The sequence below is a fragment of the Actinomadura macrotermitis genome (genome assembly GCF_009604375.1).
GTDB classification, from domain to species: Bacteria; Actinomycetota; Actinomycetes; order Streptosporangiales; family Streptosporangiaceae; genus Spirillospora; species Spirillospora macrotermitis.
The window spans coordinates 216,118-237,361 of the sequence record NZ_WEGH01000004.1 but is presented as its reverse complement, the minus strand read 5'-3'; the positions used below and the strand labels follow the sequence as shown (position 1 = coordinate 237,361).

The window sequence follows — 21,244 nt, the reverse complement described above, 5'->3', positions numbered from 1 at the left end:
GCAGGCCGGCCCGGCAGGAAACATCCCGCGGGCCCGGGCGAGTCGAGGTGCCCCCGCCCCCGTTTCAGGAGGCGGAGGCCGCGATGCCGATGATCTCCTGAAGGTGGCGCCGCACCAGGGCACAGAAAAGATCAGGATCGGATATCGCCGCGGGATCGAGGTTGAGCGTCAGGTACCCCTTGTCGCCATGTGACGTCAGAGCCGCCAGGCAGGCCGATGAGGCGCGCGGTCCGAGGATGAAGGAGTCGGTGACCTCTGCGCCCGCCAGGTGCACCGGCGGCGTGAGGCCGACCATGCTGCTCACCCAAAGATCGATGCTCCGGCACAGCAGAGGAGCCGTCGAGCGGATCAGCGGCGCGGGAACCCAGGCGCCGAGTTCGGCCAAAGCCGGGAAGAGGCCGTTCACGGACCTGGCGCGGACGCGGGCCAGCTCGCTGTGCACGGCCCTGACACGGTCTGCGGCATTCATGTCGCTCAATCGCCAGGCCAGCAAGAGCGCGGACACTTCGTTGCCGCCGACATGGCGTCCCGGCTTCCGGACGCTGACCGGAACCGCGATCGGAACGGCTTTCGTTCCCACCCCACGGTGCCGGTGATAGTCGTGACCGGCACCGAGGACCGCCGCCGCGAACGCCGAAGTCACCGTGGCGTCCACGTGTTTGGCCGCCTTCTTCAAGGAAGGCATCCGCAGGTCGATGACTTCGAACCGGCGGGCCAGGCTCCGCTGCCCGAACAACCGTGACGGCCGGGCACGGGGGATGGCCTGTTCGGCCGTCTGGACCAGTTTGAAAGCTTGGCGAGTTCTCGACCAGGGATGCTGGGATGCCTGCCGTACTTCCGCGGACGTGGTCCGCAGGACTTGCGCGACTCCCCGCGGAAGCGCGCCGACACTGAGCGCGATCTGTTCCCGCCGCCAACCCGATCCTTTCACGTGCGGAACCGGTCCGCGGTCACCCTTCGTCGCCGTTGGGCGCGGTGATGCGCCGAGCAGGAACTGCAGCGTCTGCAAAAACCCGTGGCCATCGGCCAGGGCGTGGTGCCACTTCACCACGACCGCCGCCCTGGAGGCGTCGAAGCCCCTGAGCAGGAGAACTCCCCATGGGGGCCGGCTTCGATCGAAATCCAGCGCGCTCCATCGTTCTGCGATATCCAGCACCTGGCGCAGGTCGCCCGGTCCGGGCAGAATGTTTTCGGATACGTGGTCGCTGAGGCGGAAATGTGGGCAGTCGGCATATCCGGGCGGCCCCAGGCCCATCAGGGGTTCCACGACGCGCTGCTTCAGCCGCGGCAGTTCGTCCGTCGCCCACTCGCAGCATTCAACGAAGCGCCGCCACTCGGGGGCGCTGTCGAGCAGACCGATCCAGACACATTCGACACGCGCGCGCGGGTCGGCGCTCATCCGCCACATGATGGCATCGACGCCGCCCATCAGGCCGTCGGATTCCCAGCCGTCCACTGTTCTGCCGTCGTCCATCGCCACTCCTGGCAGGGAGCGCTGACGCCATGCCTTGAGCGTCAAAGCCAAATTTAATTTACTATCCTTGCCATAATTAGTCAAGTATATGACGGCATGAAGTCAAATGAATGAGGAGGTGCCTCCACGCTGAACATTTGTGCCCGCGGTCTTGCGGAAATCAATGAGAACGAAGATCCAGTTTCAGGCCGGGCGACCGGCGGCCCGGCCGCCTTGGCGCTCGGGGCTTGATCGGGACCGGGGCGCAGGGCGGCCACCGCTGCGAGCAAGTGAGTGCGTCCGGCCCGGCAGGCTCTCGCGCCACGGCGGTGTCGAGCCCGGGCCGGGAGGGGGCCGCAGGGCCCCTCCCGGCCGACGCGTCAGGGGATCTTCGGGGTCGCCCGCTCGATGATGGGGGCCAGGTCCAGGCCGGCCGGGAGGGTGCCGTAGGCGCCGCCCCAGTCGCCGGCCAGGCGGGTGGCGCAGAAGGCGTCGGCGACGGCCGGGTGGCCGTGCCGGACCAGCAGCGAGCCTTGCAGGACCAGGGCCATCCGTTCGGCGATGCGGCGGGCGCGCAGCTCGATGGTGGCGAGGTCGGTGAGGGAGTCCTTGACCTCGGTGACGGCGGCGTCCAGGCGCGCGTCGGCGCCGGCGGCGAGCGCGACCTCGCCGAAGAACGCCTCGACGGCCTGCGGCTCCTTGGCCATGGCCCGCAGCAGGTCGAGCGCCGCGACGTTGCCCGAGCCCTCCCAGATGGAGTTGAGGGGCGACTCGCGGAACAGGCGCGGCATGCCGCTCTCCTCCACGTAGCCGTTGCCGCCCAGGCACTCCAGGGCCTCGGCGGAGTGGGCCGGCCAGCGCTTGCAGACCCAGTACTTGCTGACGGCGAGGCCGAGGCGCTTGAAGGCCGACTCGGACGCGTCGCCGCGCACCGAGCGGTCGGTGGCGCCGGCGAGGCGGGTCATCAGGACGGTCGCCGCCTCCGACTCGACCGCCAGGTCGGCCAGGACGTTGCGCATGAGCGGCTGGTCGATCAGGTACGCGCCGAACGCCTTGCGGTGCGCGGCGTGGTGCGCGGCGGTGATGAGGCCCTGGCGCATGCCCGCGGCGGCGCCGATGACGCAGTCCAGGCGGGTCATGTTGACCATCTCGATGATGGTGCGGACGCCGCGGCCCTCGTCGCCGACGCGCCAGGCGACGGCGTTGTCGTACTCGACCTCGGAGGAGGCGTTGGACTTGTTGCCGAGCTTGTCCTTCAGCCGCATCAGGCGCAGCGGGTTCAGGGTGCCGTCGGGCAGGACGCGGGGGACCAGGAAGCAGGTCAGGCCGCCGGCGGTCTGCGCCAGGGTGAGGAACAGGTCGCACATGGGCGCGCTGGTGAACCACTTGTGGCCGACCAGGCGGTAGGTGCCGTCGGCGTGCGCGGTGGCCGTGGTGGTGTTCGCGCGGACGTCGGAGCCGCCCTGCTTCTCGGTCATCGACATGCCCGCCAGCAGGGCGTTCTTGGTGAGCGGCGCGCGCAGGCCGAAGTCGTACTCGGTCTTGGCGAGCAGCGGCTCGTACCGCGCGGCGAGCTCGGGGGACTGGCGGAGGGCGGGGACGGCCGCGTACGTCATCGAGATCGGGCAGCCGTGCCCGGCGTCGACGCGCCAGGCGTAGAACTTGGCCGCGCGCGCCACGTGGGCGCCCTCGCGCTCGTCGGCCCAGGGGGCGCCGTGCAGGCCGCGGGTGACGGCGACGTTCATCAGCTCGTGCCAGGCCGGGTGGAACTCGACCTCGTCCACGCGGTGCCCGTACCGGTCGTGGGTGCGCAGGACCGGCGGGTGCTCGTTGGCGAGGCGCCCCCACTCCTGCGCCCGCTCGGTGCCGGCGAGGACGCCCAGCTCGTGCACCTCGGGCGCGGCCCAGCCGGCGCCCTCGCGGGCCAGGCCGTCCAGGAGCGCGGCGTCGTCGGCGAGGTCGTGGCCGGCGAGCGGGGGGACCTGGTTGAACACTTCGTGGGTCGTCACGGCTGCACTCCAAGGGCACGCTGGGCGAACAGGATGAGGGCGGGGACGGTCTCGGGGCCGATGGCGCCGGCCTGCAGCGGCCCGACCAGGGCCTCGCCGATCGCGCCGACCAGGGCGGTGGCGCTGAGGGCGGGGTCCTGCGCGGGCAGCTCGCCGGTGGCGACGCCCTCGGCGACGTAGGCGGCGATGACGTCGGCGTAGGCGCGGCGGAACACCAGGCGCTCGGCCTCCACCGCCGGGTCGACGGGCTCGGCGAGCAGCGCGTAGGCGAGGCGGGGCGCGCGCAGCGCCCGGCCGGCGAACGTCCGCACGGTCGCCGCGACGCGCTCGCGGGCGGTGCCCTCGAGCGCCGCCGCGCGGGCGACGGCGTCCACCTCGCGCTGCGAGGCGGTGCGGAACACCTCGGCGACCAGGTCGGCCTTGGCCGGGAAGTGCCGGTAGACGCTGCCGGTCGCCATGCCCGCGCGCTCGGCGACGGCGGTGACCGAGCAGCCCCGGTAGCCGTGCTCGGCGACCAGCTCCAGCGCGGCGGCGAGCACGCGCTCGCGCGAGGCGGTCAGCCGCGCCTGCACGCCGGGCGTCCTCCGATAGGCCATGACAAGGATTGAACCTCAGTTCATTCCTTGCTGGCAAGCCCGTCCTCCTGAATGCGGAGGTGGCATCTCGTCCGCGCGGCGGATTGTTCGCGCGCGCCGGGGGCATACCTTCGAAACCATGAGTCAGCCCACCCCGCAGCCCGGGCGGCCCGCACCGGTCCGGCCCGCCGGGCCCCCTCCGGTCACCGCCGTCCCGGACGCCGGCCGCGTCCGCGCCTCCGACGCCGAGCGGGAGGCGGTGGTCGAGCGGCTCCGGGTCGCCTCGGTGGAGGGGCGGCTGACCTTCGAGGAGCTGACCGAGCGCACCGAGGCCGCCTACGCGGCGGTCACCCGGGGCGAGCTGGAGCGCATCACCGGCGACCTGCCGGGCGTCGGCGCGCCGCTGGCCGACCCGGCGCCGGCGCAGGTGCGCCGCCGCTTCACCGCCATCATGGGGGACTGCACCGAGCGCATCACCGGCCGCGTCGAGCAGGAGCTGGAGGCCCTGTCGGTGATGGGCGACGTGGTGCTGGACCTGCGCGGCGCCCAGGTGCCCTCGGGCGAGATCGTCATCACCGCGACCGCGGTGATGGGCGACGTGAAGATCATCGTGCCGGACGGCGTCGCGGTCGACCTCACCGGCTACGCCGTGCTCGGCGACCGCCGGGTGCTCACCCGCGCGGCCGCGGCCGGGCGGCGCGTCCCGATCGTGCGGGTCCGCGCGCACGCGGTGATGGGCGACGTCCAGATCGTCGACGACGAGCACCACGGCCCGGTCCGCCGCCTGACGGCGTCCGGGCGGGAGGAGCGGGACCGGCGCTGACCGGCCCCGCCCCCGGGGTCAGGACGCGTTCTTCAGGCCGCCCGCCACGCGGGCGCCCAGCCAGGCGGTGTAGGCGACGGTGCCGGCCACGCCGATCTTGCGGGTCTTCTTCAGCGACACCGCCAGGCCGAGGGCGAGCTCGGTCGCGCCGTTGCGCTTGATCCAGGCGTCGGTGTCGTTCGGGAAGGGCAGCCGGGAGATCGGCTCGAACGCCTTCGGGGCGGCGAAGTGGGCGGCACCGGTGGCGGCCAGGACGAGCCCGGCGGCGCGGAGAAGGGACATGGAGGTACTTCCTTTCGGGCAGTGTGATCGTCTAGTGCAGCACAGTCCCGGACGTGTAGGCGTAGTCGTCCAGGTCGAAGGTGCGGCTGCGGCGCCACACGTACAGGCCGGACTGCGGCCGCACGTAGGGCGAGTCGCCGTGCCGGTCGAAGTAGTAGCTGTTGGCGGACGCGCAGCTCGGCTGGGCCAGGATCGTGCCCTTCATCCGGCGGCGCATGTCCGCGGTGAACGCGTCGTGCGGGCCCTGCTTGACGGCGATCCGCCGCGCGCCGCGCCGCCGCGCCTCGGCGATGCAGCGCACCGCGTGGGTGGCGCCCGCCTCCAGGATGGAGAACCAGGACGCGCCGGTGACGCTGTAGGGGCCGTTCAGCAGCCAGAAGTTCGGCGCCTGCGGCACCGCGACGCCCTCGTAGTTGGCGTAGCGGTGGGCGTCCCAGTGCGCGCCGAGCTCGACGCCGCCGAGACCGGTCACCGGGAACGGCGGCATCGCGCCGATCTCCAGCGTGCGGAACCCGGTGGCCAGGACCAGCACGTCGATCGCGCGCTCGCGGCCGTCGCGGGTGACGATCCCGGCCGGGGTGATCCTCTCGATGCCCTCGGTGACCAGCTCGACGTCGTCGCGCATGAAGGCGGGGTAGTACCGGTTGGAGAACGAGGGCCGCTTGCAGCCGAACGCATACTTCGGAGTCAGCCGGCGGCGCAGCGCCCGGTCGGGCACCTGGCGGCGCAGGTGCGCGCGGCAGATCGCCTCGACGGCCCGCACCAGGAACGGCGCCTTCTTGTAGTGCACGATGCCGAGCACCATGATGGCCTCGGACACGGCCGCGGTGACGTAGCGGACCAGGTGCTGCACCGGCGGCGCGACCCGGAACAGCAGCCGCACCGCCCTGGGCACCGCGAAGTCGATCTTGGGGAAGACCCAGATCGGGGTGCGCTGGTAGACGTCCAGGTGCGCGGCCCGCTCCGCGATCTCGGGGATGACCTGCAGGCCGGACGCGCCGGTGCCGATCACCGCGACGCGCTTGCCGGCCAGGTCCAGGCCGTGGTCCCAGCGCGCGGTGTGCACGACGGCGCCGGCGAACGAGTCCAGGCCCGCGATGGCGGGGTTCTTCGGCTGGTCGAGGGGGCCGACCGCCGACACCAGGAACCGCGCGGTGATCTCGCCGCCGTCGGTGCGGACCCGCCACAGGTCGGCGCCCTCGTCGAAGTCCGCGGCCTCGACCCGGGTGTTCAGCCGCAGGTGCGGCCGCAGCCGGTACTTGCCGGCGCAGTGCTCGGCGTAGGCGCGCACCTCGGCGCCGGGCGCGAACGCCCGCGTCCAGCCGGGGTTCGGCTCGAAGGAGTAGGAGTAGGTCGCCGACGGCACGTCCACGGCGACGCCCGGGTAGGTGTTGTGCCGCCACACGCCGCCGACGTCCGGCGCCGCGTCCACGATGACGAAGTCGCGCACGCCCTTGCGGCGCAGCTCGATCCCGACGCACAGCCCGGAGAACCCCGCCCCGACGACGAGCACCTCATGGTCGGGCCTCATCGACATCGCCTGCCCCTCCGCCTCGATCGGGATACCGAAGGTATTCAGCAGCTGGACGCGACGTCAATAGGTGCTCGCCGGTACGGGTTGAAGGGGAGGGGAGCCCGCGGATACCGTGAGTATCCGGATTCCGGCGGGCGGCGAGGACGCGGATGGCACGACTGACCAGGGCGGAGAGCCAGGCGCGCACGCGCGAGCTGCTGCTCGCCACGGCCCGCCGGCTGTTCCTGCGTGACGGGTATCACGCCACCTCGCTGGAGAAGGTCGCCGAGGCGGCGGGCTTCTCCAAGGGCGCCGTCTACTCCAACTTCGGCACCAAGGACGAGCTCTGCCAGGCCGTCATCGACGCCGTCCGCGCCGAGCAGGTGGCGCTGATCACGCAGGCGTTCCTCGGCGAGGGCAGCGACGAGGACCGCCTCGCGGTGTTCACCGGCTGGGCCGAGCGCACCATCGGCGACCCGGGCTGGACCCTGCTGGAGGCCGAGTTCGCCATCCACGCCGCCCGCCGCGACCCGGCCCTGCGCGAGCGGGTCGCGGGCGGCGGCCGCCACTGGTCCAAGGCGCTGCGGCTCCTGCTGGAGGAGGAGGCGCGCCGCCGCGGCGTCGCCCTGCCGCTGCCCGCGGCCGAGTTGGCGGACGCCCTGCTCAGCCTCGGCGTCGGCCTCGGCATCCGCCGCGCGATCGACCCCGGGCTGTCCCCGCGCGCCCTGCCCGACACGGTCCGGCTGCTGCTGGACGCCGCCACCGGCCCGCCGGACGAGGGCTAGCGGCTGTCGTCCGTGCGCTCGGCCTCGGCGACGCCTTCGGGGTCGGGCGGGAGGGTGTCGGCGCGGTCGGTCCGCACGCCCGGGACGCCCGTCCCGCTGAGGTCCTCGGTGTCCTTCTCGTCCTCGTAGGCGGACGTGGTGCCGCCGGTCGCGTCGCCGCCCTGCGTCACGGGGGCGAAGAACTCGTCGTCGGGGTGCTCGGGCGCGTGGCCGAGATCGTCGCTGTTGCTCATGGGACGTCCCTACCCGCCCGGAGACGATCACACCGGGACCATGCCAATTTGCGAAGTCGCCGGTCGCGAGGGGGTCGATGGGGTTACCGTCGCGACAGCGTCACAGATGGTGATCACAGATCTCGGCGGGGCGAGGTGGGTCATGGGGGCAGTGGCGAGCCCGCCCCGGGCGACGGGCGGCCGCGGCGGGCGCGGCGGGGGCGGACCGGACGGGGTCCGGTCCGTCCCGGCGCCGCCCGCCTGCCGGCGGCTGGTCCGGCTGGCAGGGGCGGGCGCGGGGGCGCTCGCGGTGGCCGGGACGGCCGGCCTGTGGCCCGGCGGCGCGGCACTGCGGCCGGTCACCGGCCCGATCGCGACCCAGCCGGGCACGGCCGTCGCGCTGCTGCTGCTCGCGGTCGCGCTGCCGCTGACCGGGCGGCGCCGGCAGCGCTGGCCCCGCGGCTGCGCGGCCGCCGCCGCGGCGATCGGCGCCGCGGCGCTGGCGGGCCAGCAGGCCGGCCCCGGCCGGATGACGCCCGGCACCGCCGGCTGCCTGGTGCTGCTCGGCACGGCGCTGCTGCTGCTCGCCGGGCCGGGGGACCGCCGCCGGCGGGCGCCCGCCGCGCAGGTCCTCGCGCTGCTGGTCGCCCTGCTCGGGCTGGTGCGCCTGCTCGGGTTCGGCTACCGGGTGCCCGAGCCCGAACCGCTCGGGCAGCCGGCGACGGCGGTCCTCGGCACCGCGCTCGCGCTGCTGCTGCTCGGCGCCGGGACCTTCCTGGCCCGCCCGGAGGAGGGCCTGGCCGGACTGGTCACCCGGCCGGGCAGCACGGCGCTGCTCGGCCGCTGGACGCTGGTGCCCACCGTCCTGGTGCCGCCGCTGCTCGGCCGGCTGGTGCTGGCCGGGCAGGACGCCGGCCTCTACGGCGAGCGGCCGGCCGCGGCGCTGCAGGTCCTCGGGCACCTGGTGGTGCTGGTGGCGTTCGGCTTCGGCGCGCTGGCCCTGGCGAGCCGGATCGAGGCCGAGCGCGACCAGGCCGAACGCGCCCTCGCCGACTTCGCCCGGCTGCAGGAGCTGCTCGACCTCACCCCGGCCGTCATCTACATGAAGGACCCCGCGGGCCGCTACCTGGCCGTCAACGCCGAGTTCGAGCGCCTGTCCGGCCGCCCCCGCGACCAGGTCCTCGGCCGCACCGCGCACGAGCTGTTCGCGCCGAAGGCCGCCGAGCAGGGGGAGCGCAAGGACCGGCGGGCGCTGCGGATCCGGCGGCCGGTCCAGTCCGAGGAGTCCCTCGCCGGCGCCGACGGGACGCGCCGCCACCTCATCACCCGCTTCCCGCTGCTGGACGCGGCCGGCCGGCCGTACGCGCTCTGCGTCGTCGCCACCGACGTCACCGCGCGCGCCGGCGCCCACCGCGAGCGGCGCCGGCTGCAGCAGCGGTACCGGCACCTGCTGGAGTCGGCGCCCGACGCCGTCGTCATCGTCAACGCCGCCGGCGTCATCGAGCTCGTCAACGCCCAGACCGAGCGGATGTTCGGCCACCCCCGCGCCGAGCTGCTCGGCCGCCCGGTGGAGATGCTGGTCCCCGAGCGGTTCCGCGGACGCCACCCCGCGCGCCGCGACGCCTACCTGACCGACCCGCGGACCCGGCCGATGGGCGCCGGCCTCACCGGGCTGACCGGGCTGCGCCGCGACGGCACCGAGTTCCCCGTCGAGATCAGTCTCAGCCCGCTGGAGACCGAGGACGGCGTGCTGGTCTCGGCGGCCGTCCGCGACGTCACCGACCGGCGCGCGGCCGACCGCCGGCTCACCGAGCTGGCGACCATGGCCGAGTCCAGCCAGGTCGCCCTCGTCGGCTGCGCGCCCGACGGCACCATCACCTACTGGAACAGCGGCGCGCGCCGGCTGTACGGCTACGGCGCCGAGCAGGCCATCGGCCGCCCAGCGGAGATGCTGGTGCCGCCGGGCCGCCGCGCGGGCGCCGCCGAGATGTTCGCCCGCGTCCTCACCGGCGAGCGCGTCCCGCCGTTCGAGACCGAGCGGCTCACCCGCGACGGCGAGCGCATCGACGTCGAGCTCACCGTCTGGCCGGTGCACGACGCGAGCGGGGCCGTGGTCGGCATCTGCAAGAGCGCCCACGACATCACCGCGCGCAAGAGCGCCGAGCGCGAGCTGCGGAACCTGTACGAGCAGCAGCGGCACATCGCGCTGACCCTGCAGCGCAGCCTGATGGAGATGCCGCAGCCGCCGCCCGGCGCCGACACCGCGTTCCGGTACCGGCCCGCCACCAGCGGCGCCGGCGTCGGCGGCGACTGGTTCGACATCGTCGCGCTCCCCGGCGGCCGCACCGGCGTGCTCGTCGGCGACGTCATGGGCCGCGGGCTGGAGGCCGCGGCGGTCATGGGGCACCTGCGCGCCGCCGCGCACGCCCTCGCCAAGACCGGCATGCCGCCCGCCGCCCTGATGAACGCCCTGGACGAGGTCGTCGCCGAGCTGCCCGACCAGTTCGTCACCTGCTGCTACCTGGTCGCCGATCCGGCCCGCGGCCGCGCCGAGGTCTGCTCGGCCGGGCACCTGCCCGCCCTGCTGCTGCGCCCCGGCCACACGGTGAGCGAGGTGGCGGCGCCGATCAGCGTCCCGCTCGGCGTCGGCGGCGTCCGGCACCGGCAGGCCGCGCTCGCCCTGCCGGCCGGCACCGTGCTCGCCCTGTACACCGACGGCCTGGTCGAGACGCCCCGCACCGACATCGACGTGCGCGTCGACCTGCTGCGCCGCGCCCTCACGGCCGCCTCGCGCACCTCCCCGAAGCTGGACGACATCGCCGACGGCGCCCTCGCCGCGATGCTCCCCGAAGAGAGCCAGGACGACGACGTCACCCTCCTGCTGATGCGTTTTCCACCCGCCTGAGCCGGCAGCAGCCGGGCGGTGCTCACCGCAGCGGAGCGCCAGCGGAGTGAGGATGAGGACCGAACCGGACCGGGGGGCGTGGGGGGCGCCCCCTCACACGGCCACAGAATCCTGGTGGGCCAGTGCCTCGGCATGGCGCTTGAGGATCAGCTCCGCGATCTCCGGGGCCGCGCCGAGGACCGGCGACACCGCGTACGCGCCCGCCGCCAGGGTCTCCCGGCGGACCTTGTCGGCGAAGTACCCGGGCGCCAGGAAGTAGGAGGCGACCGCGACGCGGGGGACGCCCGCGTCGCGCAGGGCCGCGACCGCCTCCGCCGGGGTCGGCCGGGACGCCGACGCGTACGCCGCGACGACGCCGCGCCAGCCCCGGGCGCGCCACCGCCGCGCCATCGTCTGGACGGTGGCGTTCGCCGACGCGTCCGAGGACCCCGCCGAGACCAGCACGACCGCGGTGCCGGGGTCGCCGGCCGGCACGCCCGCCTCGGCCAGCCGGCGCTCCAGCGCGGCCGTCAGCAGCGGGTCGGGGCCGAGCGTCGCGGCGGTGCGCAGGTCCAGCCGGGGGTGCCGGCGGCGGACCTGGGCGAGCACGCCCGGGATGTCGCTCTTGCTGTGGTAGGCCGCCGTCAGCAGCAGCGGCAGGACGACCGCCGCGCCCGCCCCGTCCCCGGCGAGGGCGGCCAGGACGCGGGCGGGCGCCGGCGCGGCGTGGTCCAGGAACGCGGCGTGCACCGGCAGGTCCGGGCGCAGCGCCCGGACCCGGTCCAGCAGCTCCGCCACGGTGGCGGCGGCGCGCGGGTCCCTGCTCCCGTGCGCCACCGCCACCATCGGCGTCACAGGTGAATGCCGCATTCGGTCTTGCCCATCCCGGCCCAGCGCCCGCTGCGCGGGTCCTCGCCCGGCGCGACGGGGCTGGTGCACGGCGCGCAGCCGATCGAGGGGTAGCCGTCGTAGTGCAGCGGGTTGACCAGCACGCCGTTGTCGGCCATGTAGTCGTCCATCTGCTCCTGCGTCCAGTCCAGGATCGGGTTCACCTTGACCATGCCGCGCCGCCGGTCCCACTCGACCACCTTGCGGTCGCGGCGGGAGGACGTCTCGTCCCGGCGGATGCCGCTGAACCAGGCCATGTAGCCCTCCAGCGCCTTGCCGAGCGGCTCCACCTTGCGCAGGTGGCAGCACAGGTCGGGGTTGCGGCCGTGCAGGCGCGGGCCGAGCGCGGCGTCCTGCTCGGCCACCGTCCGCGACGGCGTCACGTTGATCACGTTGACCGGGTAGACGGCCTCCACCGCGTCCCGGGTGCCGATCGTCTCGGCGAAGTGGTAGCCGGTGTCGACGAACAGCACGTCGATGCCGGGCTTGACCTTCGACACCAGATGGATCAGCGCCGCGTCGGACATGGAGGAGGTCAGGCAGATCCGGTCGCCGAACGTGGCCGCCGCCCACCGGATGACCTCCAGCGTGGGCGCGCCCTCCAGGGCGTGCGCGGCCGATGCGACGATGTCCTCAAGATCCAGGGTCGGTCTGTCGGTCTCCAGCAGTGTCACCGGGGGTCTCCTTGCTCTGTTGGGGGGCTCCAACACCGAGGAACTTCAGTCGGAAGGAGCGGACGCAGTCACGGCAGAACCACGCCCCCTCCTCCTCGCGCGGGACGAGGTCCTCGTCACCGCAGTAGGGGCAGTAGAACGGCGCGGCACGCTCGCTCATTCCTTGATCCCCTCGATCGCTGCGGGCCCGGGCGCTCCGGGCGCGCTCACTTCAGGTCGGCTTCGTCGGCGCGGCGGGTCCAGTCGGCGAACGACTCGCCCTCGGCGCGCTGCTCGTCGTAGCGGCGCACCACCCGCTCGACGTAGTCGGTGAGGTCGGCCGAGGTCGTCTTCAGCCCGCGCACCTTCTTGCCGAACGAGGCGCCGACCTGGCCGCCGAGGTGGATCTGGAAGCCCTCGACCTGGTCGCCGTTCTCGTCCACGACCAGCTGGCCCTTCAGGCCGATGTCGGCGACCTGGATCCGGGCGCAGGCGTTCGGGCAGCCGTTGACGTTGATCGTCAGCGGCTGGTCGAAGTCCGGCAGCCGCTTCTCCAGCTCGTCCACCAGGTCCATCGCGCGCTGCTTGGTCTCGACGATCGCGAGCTTGCAGTACTCGATGCCGGTGCAGGCCATCGCGTGCCGGCGGAAGGTGGACGGGCGCACCTGCAGGTCCAGCGCGCCGAGCGCGTCCGCGAGCGCCTCGGTGCGGTCCCCGGGCACGTCCAGGATGATCATCTTCTGCTCGGCGGTGGTGCGCACCCGGCCCGAGCCGTACTCCTCGGCCAGGTCGGCGATCTGGCCGAGCAGCTCGCCGTTCAGCCGGCCGACGCGCGGCGCGAACCCGACGTAGAAGTTCCCGTCCTGCTGCCTGCCGATGCCGACGTGGTCGCGGCGCGGCAGCGGCGCGGCGGGCTCGGGGCCGTCGGGCAGCGCGCGCCCAAGGTACTCCTTCTCCAGCACGTCGCGGAACCTGGCCGCGCCCCAGTCGGCGACCAGGAACTTGATCCGGGCGCGGTGCCGCAGCCGCCGGTACCCGTAGTCCCGGAAGATCGAGATGACGCCCTTCCAGACGTCGGCGGCCTCCTCGGGGCGGACGAACACCCCGAGGCTCTGCGCGAACATCGGGTTGGTGGACAGGCCGCCGCCGACGAACACCTGGTAGCCGGCCTCGCCCGCCTCGTTCACGGTGCCGACGAACGCCACGTCGTTGATCTCGTGCACGGTGCAGTGCGCGGTGCAGCCGCTGAAGGCGGTCTTGAACTTGCGCGGCAGGTTGGAGAACTCCGGCGACCCGATGAAGCGGTCGTAGACCTCGGTGATCTGCGGGGAGGCGTCCAGCACCTCGTCCTCGGCGATGCCGGCCAGCGGACAGCCGATGATCACGCGCGGGGTGTCGCCGCACGCCTCCATCGTGGACAGCCCGACGGCCTCCAGCGCCTCCCAGATCGCGGGCACGTCCTCCACCCGGATCCAGTGGTACTGGATGTTCTGCCGGTCGGTCACGTCGGCGGTGCCGCGCGCGTACTTCACCGCGATGTCGGCGATCGTGCGCAGCTGGGGGCCGCTCAGCTGCCCGCCGTCGATGCGCACCCGCAGCATGAAGTAGCGGTCGTCGAGCTCCTCGTCGGGCAGCGAGCCGGTCTTGCCGCCGTCGATGCCGGGCTTGCGCTGGGTGTAGAGCCCGAGCCAGCGGAACCGGCCGCGCAGGTCGGCCGGGTCGATGGAGTCGAAGCCCGCCTTGGAGTAGATGTCGATGATCCGGCGGCGGACGTTCAGCCCGTCGTCGTTCTTCTTGGTCTCTTCGTTCTTGTTGAGCGGCTCACGGTAGCCGAGGGCCCACTGGCCCTCGCCCCGCTTGCGCTGGGTCGCAGGTGGCACGGCGCGCGTCCTAATCCGGGTCGGGTGGGAGGTACGCGCGGCGCACCGGCAGCCTTCAACAGCCGGCTCGGCGCTGAGCAGGAGGATGTCAACGGTGACGCCGATGCGCCACGCGTCCGTTCCTAGAGAACGGAGGGGCGTGGTCGGGGCGTCACAGACAGATCGCGCTGCGGACGCGGAGGAAGTCGACGTGCCGGCGCATCACCAGCAGCGGGTCCACAGCGGTCATACGTGCACTCTGACATGCGGTTCCGAGGGCTGTCCAGTTCTGTCCGGCATGCGGACACGTGATAACCGTCATCCCTGCCGCTTCCAGTTCACCGGCGGCTCGGTCCCGGCCGGGCGGTCCTGGTCCGGGGCGTCCCGCCCCGTGCGCGGCGGCTGGTGCTGGCAGTCGCACCAGGAACCGCCACGGCAGTCGTCGTGGCGGCGCTCGCGGCACGCTTGGCAGATCACCCTCCCATTGTCACCGATGCGGGCGGGTGCGCGGCGACCGGACCCGGCCGGACCGGTAACGATCATGGGCCGGAACGCGGCCCGGCACGTCGAAACGGGTATGGGGAGCGGGTCATGCGGGCACATCAGCGGGGCGACGCGCGGAACGGGAACACGGAAATGGACGTAGTGCAGCGTTCCGGGCGCCGTACGCCCTACCGTGGGGCGGTGTGACCACCGTCTCGGACGGCGACCGGCCCTGGTGGACCGCCGCCCGGCTGCGGGTCCGGCTGCGGCCGCGGCCCGGCCTGCCCGGCGCCCGGCGGATGCTCGCCGTGGCCTGGTCGCTGGTCCGCCGCACCGCCGTCGCCGCGTTCCGCTACCGGGTCACCGGGCTGGCCGCCGAGGCCGCGTTCTTCGCGCTGCTGTCGCTGCCGCCGCTGGCGATCGGGCTGGTCGGCACCATGGGCCACTTCACCGGCGCGCTCGGCCCCGAGACCGTCGGCGACATCCGCGGCTGGGTGATCGGGCAGGCGCAGCGGCTGCTGACCGCCCCGGCCGTCGACACGGTGGTGGTGCCGCTGATCGACGACGTGATCAAGGGCGGCCGGCCCGACATCGTGTCGGTGGGCTTCCTGATCTCGCTGTGGGCCGGGTCGCGCGCCACCAACGTCTACGTCGACACCATCACGATCGCCTACGGCCTGTCGGGCGTGCGCGGCGTGGTGCGCACCCGGCTGCGCGCGTTCGTGCTCTACCTGGTCGGCCTGCTGGTCATGGTGGTGGTGCTGCCGCTGCTGGTGGCCGGGCCCGCCCTGGTGCGCCGGGCGCTGCCCGGGAGCGCCGGGCTGGTGCAGGTGCTGTACTGGCCCGTGCTGGTGACGCTGTCGGTGCTGCTCCTGGCGCTGCTCTACCACCACAGCGTGCCGGTGCGCACCTCGTGGTGGCGGGAGATCCCCGGCGCCGTCGTGGCCCTGCTCATCTGGGTCGTCGGCAGCGTCACGCTGCGCCTGTACCTCGCCGGGTCGCTGAGCGGGGTGTCGGTGTACGGGTCGCTGGCCGCCGCGATCGCCGTCCTCGCCTGGCTGTACGTGGCGGCCCTGGCGGTGCTGATCGGGGCCGCGCTGAACGCCGAGATCGACCGGCGGTGGCCGAGCGCGGGGACGGCCCGGGCGCGTGCGGGCCGAGACCGCCCGAAACAGGGCGAAGGGTAAAATCCGCCCCCATTTCCCCTCTGCTGATACCCAACGTGTCGTAATCTCGCCTGGTATGACCCCTCGCGACGAGACCGGTCGGCTGCGCACCGTCACCGGCACCATCCCGACCTCCGCCGTCACCGGTCCGGTGCTCGCGCACGAGCACCTGCGGCTCGACCTGCGCTGGCCGGCCCGCCCGGCCCAGGTGGACTCCGACGCCCGCCGCTGGCTGGACGAGGAGAAGCCGGTCACCGCCGAGCTGGCCGCGCTGCGCGAGGACCACGGCCTCGGCCTGGTGGTCGACCTCACCTGCGCCGGGATGGGCCGCGACGCCTCGGCCCTCACCCGGATCGGCGCGGGCGCGCGGGTCGCGGTGGTGGCCGGCACCGGTTTCTTCACCGAGCCCTTCCACCCCGCCTTCGTCCGCGACGCCGACGTCCCCCAGCTGGCCGAGCGGCTGCTGGCCGAGATCGGCTTCGGCATGGACGGCACCAACGCGCTGCCCGGCGTGATCGGCGAGATCGGCACCTGGGGCGAGACGCCCACCGCCGACGAGGAGCGCTGCCTGCGCGCCGCGGCCCAGGCCGCCCGCTACTCGGGCCTGTCGGTCGCCACCTACGGCCGCCCGGGCCTCGCCCAGCTGGAGATCCTCACCTCCGCCGGCCTGGCCCCGCACCGCGTCGCGGTGGGGCGGCAGGACCTGGCCGACGACCCGGCCGCCACCCGCAAGATGGCCGAGAACGGCGCCTACGTCTCGTTCGGCTCGCTCGGCCTGGCGGGGGAGGACCCCGTCGCGCTCGGCGCCCGGGTGCGGGCCGTGATGGAGCTGCTGGAGGCCGGGCACGCCGGCCGGGTGCTGCTCAGCACCGGGGTGTCGCGGATGACGCAGATCACCCGCTACAGCGGCCTCGGCTACGGCCACCTGTTCGAGGTCTTCGTGCCCGCGCTGCGCGCGGCGGGCGCCGACGAGGCCACGATCACCGCGATCCTGCACGACAACCCGCTGCGCTGGCTCACCGGCACCGGGGGCGAGTGACCGGCCCGCCCTGACGGCCTGCCCGGTCACTCCGGGGGAAAACGGGTAGGGCTCCTCCCCCGGAGGGGGTGACGGCCATGTCCGTGATTCTGCCGTTCGCCGACCGGGCCGAGGGCGGCCGGCGGCTCGCCGGGCGCCTCGCGCCGCTCGGCCTGGAGGGCGCCGTGGTGCTCGCGCTGCCGCGCGGGGGCGTCCCGGTGGCCCGCGAGGTGGCGGACCGCCTCGGCGGCCCGCTGGAGGTCCTGGTGACCCGCAAGATCGGTTATCCGCCCTCGCCCGAGCTCGGCGTCGGCGCGGTCGCCGAGGGCGGCGAGCCCGTCTTCGACCACGGCCTGCTGCGCCGGCTCGGCCTGGTGCCGGGGGACCTGGCCGGCACGGTGGCCGCCGAGCGGGCCGAGCTGGACCGCCGCGTCCGCGTCTACCGGGGCGGGCGCCCGCTGCCGGAGGTCCGGAGCCGGGCGGTGGTCGTGGTGGACGACGGCCTGGCGACCGGCGGCACCGCCCGCGCCGCCCTGCGGGCCGTACGGGCGCGCGGACCGGCCCGGCTGGTGCTCGCCGTGCCCGTCGCCGCGCGCTCCACGGTGGGCGCGCTGGCGGGCGAGGCGGACGAGATCGTCACCGTCGCCGAGCCGGAATCCTTCCACGCCGTCGGGCAGTGGTACGGCGACTTCGATCAGCTCACCGACGCCGATGTCCTGGCGCGGCTCGGCCGCCGAAAAGAAGATGTATGAATTCCCGTGAATAACCCCCGCACCGGTAAGTGATGCGGTATTGCGGGGGCCTGCTCGCGGGAACGCGAACGGCCCCGCGATGCGGGGCCGTGACGTTTTTTATTCCAGTGGCGTGCCGGGGGACGCGCGGGGGCCGGTGAGGGCTTGCCCGAAGGCGTCAGGCCGCGTTGGCGCGGCGCATGCGGCGACGACGCTCGGAGGCGCGCTCGTCCTCGTTCAGGCCGCCCCAGGTGCCGTACTTCTCGGGCCGGGACACCGCGTAGTCCAGGCACTCGGAGCGGACGGGACAACCCATGCAGATCTGCTTGGCCTTGCGCTCGCGGATCTCGCGCTCGGGCTGGCGCTCGCCGTCGGGGCCGAAGAAGAGCACGAGGTCTTCTCCCCGGCACGCCGCGGCGTCCTGCCAGCCCCAGCTGGGACGAGGGAGGTTTGCCTGCCGACGTACCTGAGCCATGGAACACCCATCCTTGATTGTTTGCTGAGCAATTGCGGACATGGACGCATGACGTGCTTCGTCACGGATGCGGCCGAAGCGCCGAATGGTCCAACGTCTAGAGTTGTCGCTCTGTTCCCCGTCCGGTGATCCGGAAACCTGGGGTCGTGCGACGCGAGGCCCTCGAATGGGGCCTCATGGAGATTACACGAGGGCTGCCTCGTTGAGAAGGGTGAGGTCCCTAACAATGTAGGAGCCGTGGTTCTCACCGCAGTCCGGGCCGCAGCCGGCGGCCTGCTCGGCGTCTTCCACGACCACCCGGTAACGGGTTCCGCGAGCGGAAACCACCGCTTCGTACGGAGAAGTCCCGGTGACCGATTCCACGGTCACCGCGCCGATCTCCAGTATGCCCGAGTGCGCGCGCACAAAGTGCTCCGCGGCCTGCGCCGGCTCGGGCAGCCCCGCCCGGCCCCGGAACCGCTCCAGGACGATCTCGCCGCGCAGGCAGGCCGCCACGGCCGCGGTCGCCTCGGCGGTGCCGAGCTCGCCGTAGTAGAGCCCGGCGGGCAGGCACACCAGGTTGGCCGCGAACCGGTCGCCGCCGACGTGGGTGGTCTCCCACACCAGCGGGCCGAACCGGGCCGCCAGGTCGCGGGCGAGGGGGGCGCCGGTGCGGGCGCAGCAGGCGTTGCGGCGCCCGTGCGTGCACACCAGCAGGACCGGGTCGGTGACGCGCTCGCCGAGGCCGGGACTGCGCCCGGCGGCGAGGGCCGCCAGGTCGAGCTCGGCCAGCCCGCCGGGATCGGTGAGCTCGCGGCCCTCCATCCAGACGCGGTCGCCCTCGGAGTAGGCCGCGTAGACCTGCACCGGGGGGACGCCGCGGCGGCGGCCGGTGCGGCGGATCAGCTGCGGCCGTACCCCGGCCGCGAGCGCGGCCTGGACGGCCGCGGCGATCGGCGCGGGACCGGTGAGCTGCTCGATCCGCTCGGGCCAGGGGCCGGGATGCTCCAGGAGCAGCCAGGCGCGGGGTTTGACGGTGGCGCTCGCCAGGCACGCCCGCGCCCCGGAGTGACTCCCCGGGCAGTGGTCGCAGCTGTTGCGGCGCGTCAAAAGAACCCCCTGTGACCTCGCGTTTCGCGAATTAGGTTAGGTTAACCTAATCGATAGCGGCACGGCCATCGCGGGTGACACACCTCATAGCCCGAGGCGATCTTCGCCATCCTGCCCGCCGCCGCGGGGCGGCCGCCATGTGCGCTTGGTCACGTCATGGCGGGCCGGTGGGCCTCCAGGACGGCCCGCGCCGCGGGCAGCGCGGCCGCGCGGTCCGCGCCGACCAGCCCGACGCGGGTCCGGCGGTCCAGGAGGTCGGCCGCGTCGAGCGCTCCCTCATGGCGTACCCCCCAGGCGAGTTCCACACCTAGCACGGGCAGGCCGGGCGCGACCGGCTCCATCAGGGCGGCGTCCTCGCGGCCGAGCGCGGCCAGCAGCGGCGCCTCGGCCCCGTAGCGCTGGACGAGCCGGCGCGGCGCGTCCAGCCGGGCCAGCTCCGCGTGCGGGGCGGCGCCGGCCAGCGGGATGCGGGCGGTGCGGCACGGCCCGGCGGTCAGGCCCCCGGCGGTGATCGCGGCGTCGACGGCGTCCTGCGCCATCCGCCGGTAGGTGGTGAGCTTGCCGCCGACGACCGTGACGACGCCGCCCGGCGAGGTCAGCACCGCGTGCCGGCGGGAGATGTCGGCGGTGCTGCCCCGGGCGTCGTCCAGCAGCGGCCGCAGCCCCGCGAACGCGCCGACGACGTCCTCCCGGCGGACCGGCTCGTCCAGGACGGTGCCGAGGATGTCCAGCAGGAAGCCGGTCTCGACCGGGGTCGGCTCGGGCACGTCGGGGATCGGGCCGTCGGCCGGCTCGTCGGTGAGGCCGATGTAGACGCGGCCGTCGCCCTGCGGGATGACCAGCACGAACCGGTTGGCCGCGCCGGGGATCGGCACGTGCATCCCGGCGGTGACGCCGCGCAGGCTCTCGGCGCGCACGACCAGGTGGGTGCCGCGCGAGGGGCGCAGGGAGATCCCGTCGACCAGGCCGCCCGCCCACACCCCGGTGGCGTTGACCACGACGCGGGCGCGGACGGTGGTCTGCTCGCCGGTCGGCTCGTCGCGGACCAGCGCGCCGTCGCCGGACAGCTCCAGCGCGCGGACCCGGGTGAGGATCCTGGCGCCGTGCGCGGCGGCGGTGCGGGCGATCGCGGTGACCAGGCGCGCGTCGTCGGCCAGCTGCCCGTCCCACGACAGCAGGCCGCCGCGCAGCCCGTGCGGGCGGAGGGCCGGGGCGAGCCGCAGCGTCTCCACCGCCGACAGGCGGCGCGGGCCGGGCAGCAGGGCGCGCGGGGTGCGGGCGGCGAGGCGCAGCGCGTCCCCGGCGAGCAGGCCGGTGCGGGTGAGCGCGGCCTGGCCGCGCGAGACCAGCGGGGTGAGCGGCAGCACGAACGGCAGCGCGCGCACCAGGTGCGGCGCGGTGCGCTCCATCAGCACGCCGCGCTCGACGGCGCTCTCGTGCGCGACGTCCACCTGGCCCGAGGCCAGGTAGCGCAGGCCGCCGTGGATCAGCTTGGACGACCAGCGGGAGGTGCCGAACGCCAGGTCGTGGGCGTCGATCGCGGCGACCGACAGGCCGCGCGCGGCGGCGTCGAGCGCGACGCCTGCGCCGGTGGCGCCGAGGCCGACCACGAGGACGTCCACCACCTCGCCGGGCAGTTCGGCCAGCTCGCGGGCGCGGCGCGCGGCGTTCAGCGAGGAGCGGGAGGGGCGGGGGGCGGTCATGGTGCGAGCGTCCTCTCGATGATGTGGCGGAGTTCGCCGTCGAACGCGCCGGAGGACAGGGCGGGATCGGCGTCCTCGGTCATCGTCGGGGCCGACAGGGCGAAGGACTGGACGACCAGCAGCAGCGCGCGCGCCTGCAGCACCGGGTCGCCGGGGCGGATCGAGCCGTCCTCGTGGCCCGCCCGGATCCCCTCCTCGAACAGCCCCAGGAACGCGTCCTGCGTCGCGCCGCGCCGGTCCAGCACGTAGGGGAGCAGCAGCTCGGGGTCGACGTCGAGGATCTTGCGCAGCAGCGGGTGCTCGCGGAAGATGCGCACGCCCTCGGCCAGCGCGCCGGTCACCCGCTCGCGCACCGTGCCGGCGCCCTCGCGGGCCCCGGGGGCGACCTCGGCGGCGATGGCGGTCCACTCGCGCGTCATCAGGTCGGCGACGATCGTGCGGACGTCGGGCCAGCGGCGGTAGAGGGTCATCCGGGAGACCCCGGCGCGGCGGGCGATGTCGGTCAGCGTGGTCCGGCGCACCCCGACGGCGAGCACGCAGTCGCGTGCGGCGTCCAGCACGGAGTCGTCCGCGGTTCTGTTGTGACGAATCGACGTCATGTGTCACAGTGTAAACCCATGACGACGATTCAAGGCGACCGGGA

At 74.1% G+C, this 21,244-nt stretch carries 19 protein-coding genes; 6 read left to right on the top strand and 13 right to left on the bottom strand.

Features of this window, described 5'->3' with window-relative positions; translation table 11 throughout:
- Positions 1-64: 64 nt before the first annotated feature.
- The 3 genes from ACRB68_RS29665 to ACRB68_RS29655 form a co-directional block, all read right to left on the bottom strand.
- Positions 65-1,474, bottom strand: coding sequence for a wax ester/triacylglycerol synthase domain-containing protein (locus tag ACRB68_RS29665; RefSeq protein WP_153538352.1), 1,410 nt, complete (start codon positions 1,472-1,474; stop codon positions 65-67).
- A gap of 359 nt (positions 1,475-1,833) precedes the next feature.
- On the bottom strand, positions 1,834-3,462 hold the full coding sequence (locus ACRB68_RS29660) for an acyl-CoA dehydrogenase family protein (protein WP_328594945.1): 1,629 nt from the start codon (positions 3,460-3,462) through the stop codon (positions 1,834-1,836).
- A complete protein-coding gene (locus ACRB68_RS29655; RefSeq protein ID WP_153538350.1) occupies positions 3,459-4,058 on the bottom strand; it encodes a TetR/AcrR family transcriptional regulator in 600 nt (199 codons plus the stop codon). Before ACRB68_RS29655 ends, ACRB68_RS29660 begins: the two co-directional genes overlap by 4 nt.
- A gap of 118 nt (positions 4,059-4,176) precedes the next feature.
- On the opposite strand from ACRB68_RS29655, the gene ACRB68_RS29650 reads away from it, so the two are divergent.
- A complete protein-coding gene (locus ACRB68_RS29650) occupies positions 4,177-4,860 on the top strand; it encodes a DUF1707 SHOCT-like domain-containing protein (protein ID WP_153538348.1) in 684 nt (227 codons plus the stop codon).
- Between the two features lie 18 nt (positions 4,861-4,878).
- Here ACRB68_RS29650 and ACRB68_RS29645 read toward each other — a convergent pair whose 3' ends face one another.
- Both ACRB68_RS29645 and ACRB68_RS29640 read right to left on the bottom strand, forming a co-directional pair.
- Complete coding sequence (locus ACRB68_RS29645; RefSeq protein ID WP_153538346.1) at positions 4,879-5,142, bottom strand: hypothetical protein; 264 nt, start codon at positions 5,140-5,142, stop codon at positions 4,879-4,881.
- A gap of 31 nt (positions 5,143-5,173) precedes the next feature.
- Positions 5,174-6,673 (bottom strand): flavin-containing monooxygenase, encoded by a 1,500-nt coding sequence (locus ACRB68_RS29640; RefSeq protein ID WP_153539279.1) that lies wholly within the window; start codon positions 6,671-6,673, stop codon positions 5,174-5,176.
- A gap of 152 nt (positions 6,674-6,825) precedes the next feature.
- On the opposite strand from ACRB68_RS29640, the gene ACRB68_RS29635 reads away from it, so the two are divergent.
- Positions 6,826-7,440 (top strand): TetR/AcrR family transcriptional regulator, encoded by a 615-nt coding sequence (locus ACRB68_RS29635; protein ID WP_153538344.1) that lies wholly within the window; start codon positions 6,826-6,828, stop codon positions 7,438-7,440.
- Here the strand turns inward: ACRB68_RS29635 and ACRB68_RS29630 are convergent.
- Positions 7,437-7,673: a hypothetical protein gene (locus ACRB68_RS29630; protein WP_153538342.1), complete on the bottom strand. Its 237-nt coding sequence runs from the start codon at positions 7,671-7,673 to the stop codon at positions 7,437-7,439. The genes ACRB68_RS29635 and ACRB68_RS29630 overlap by 4 nt on opposite strands.
- Before the next feature lie 142 nt (positions 7,674-7,815).
- On the opposite strand from ACRB68_RS29630, the gene ACRB68_RS29625 reads away from it, so the two are divergent.
- Positions 7,816-10,557 (top strand): SpoIIE family protein phosphatase, encoded by a 2,742-nt coding sequence (locus ACRB68_RS29625; RefSeq protein WP_207709857.1) that lies wholly within the window; start codon positions 7,816-7,818, stop codon positions 10,555-10,557.
- A gap of 93 nt (positions 10,558-10,650) precedes the next feature.
- On the opposite strand, the gene ACRB68_RS29620 is transcribed toward ACRB68_RS29625, so the two are convergent.
- The 3 genes from ACRB68_RS29620 to ACRB68_RS29610 form a co-directional block, all read right to left on the bottom strand.
- The gene (locus tag ACRB68_RS29620) at positions 10,651-11,382 is read right to left on the bottom strand and encodes a sirohydrochlorin chelatase (protein ID WP_407924319.1); all 732 of its coding nucleotides are present in this window, start codon (positions 11,380-11,382) and stop codon (positions 10,651-10,653) included.
- Between the two features lie 5 nt (positions 11,383-11,387).
- A complete protein-coding gene (locus ACRB68_RS29615; RefSeq protein WP_328594944.1) occupies positions 11,388-12,098 on the bottom strand; it encodes a phosphoadenylyl-sulfate reductase in 711 nt (236 codons plus the stop codon).
- A 206-nt stretch (positions 12,099-12,304) separates the two neighbouring features.
- Positions 12,305-13,957, bottom strand: coding sequence for a nitrite/sulfite reductase (locus ACRB68_RS29610; protein ID WP_328594943.1), 1,653 nt, complete (start codon positions 13,955-13,957; stop codon positions 12,305-12,307).
- Positions 13,958-14,622: 665 nt separating this feature from the next.
- On the opposite strand from ACRB68_RS29610, the gene ACRB68_RS29600 reads away from it, so the two are divergent.
- The 3 genes from ACRB68_RS29600 (at position 14,623) to ACRB68_RS29590 (ending at position 17,355) form a co-directional block, all read left to right on the top strand.
- Complete coding sequence (locus ACRB68_RS29600) at positions 14,623-15,606, top strand: YihY/virulence factor BrkB family protein (RefSeq protein ID WP_328594942.1); 984 nt, start codon at positions 14,623-14,625, stop codon at positions 15,604-15,606.
- A 55-nt stretch (positions 15,607-15,661) separates the two neighbouring features.
- A complete protein-coding gene (locus tag ACRB68_RS29595) occupies positions 15,662-16,624 on the top strand; it encodes a phosphotriesterase family protein (RefSeq protein ID WP_153538334.1) in 963 nt (320 codons plus the stop codon).
- A gap of 77 nt (positions 16,625-16,701) precedes the next feature.
- Positions 16,702-17,355, top strand: a complete 654-nt coding sequence (locus tag ACRB68_RS29590) for a phosphoribosyltransferase (protein ID WP_153538332.1) — start codon at positions 16,702-16,704, stop codon at positions 17,353-17,355.
- 157 nt (positions 17,356-17,512) lie between these two features.
- On the opposite strand, the gene ACRB68_RS29585 is transcribed toward ACRB68_RS29590, so the two are convergent.
- From ACRB68_RS29585 to ACRB68_RS29570, 4 genes are all read right to left on the bottom strand, one after another.
- Complete coding sequence (locus ACRB68_RS29585) at positions 17,513-17,809, bottom strand: WhiB family transcriptional regulator (protein WP_081640018.1); 297 nt, start codon at positions 17,807-17,809, stop codon at positions 17,513-17,515.
- Positions 17,810-17,992: 183 nt separating this feature from the next.
- Positions 17,993-18,898 carry a sucrase ferredoxin gene (locus tag ACRB68_RS29580; protein ID WP_153538330.1) on the bottom strand — a complete coding sequence of 302 codons (906 nt, stop codon included), beginning with the start codon at positions 18,896-18,898 and terminating at the stop codon, positions 17,993-17,995.
- 149 nt (positions 18,899-19,047) lie between these two features.
- The gene (locus ACRB68_RS29575; protein ID WP_153538328.1) at positions 19,048-20,601 is read right to left on the bottom strand and encodes a glycerol-3-phosphate dehydrogenase/oxidase; all 1,554 of its coding nucleotides are present in this window, start codon (positions 20,599-20,601) and stop codon (positions 19,048-19,050) included.
- On the bottom strand, positions 20,598-21,200 hold the full coding sequence (locus ACRB68_RS29570) for a TetR/AcrR family transcriptional regulator (protein ID WP_153538326.1): 603 nt from the start codon (positions 21,198-21,200) through the stop codon (positions 20,598-20,600). Before ACRB68_RS29570 ends, ACRB68_RS29575 begins: the two co-directional genes overlap by 4 nt.
- Between the last annotated feature and the right edge of the window lie 44 nt (positions 21,201-21,244).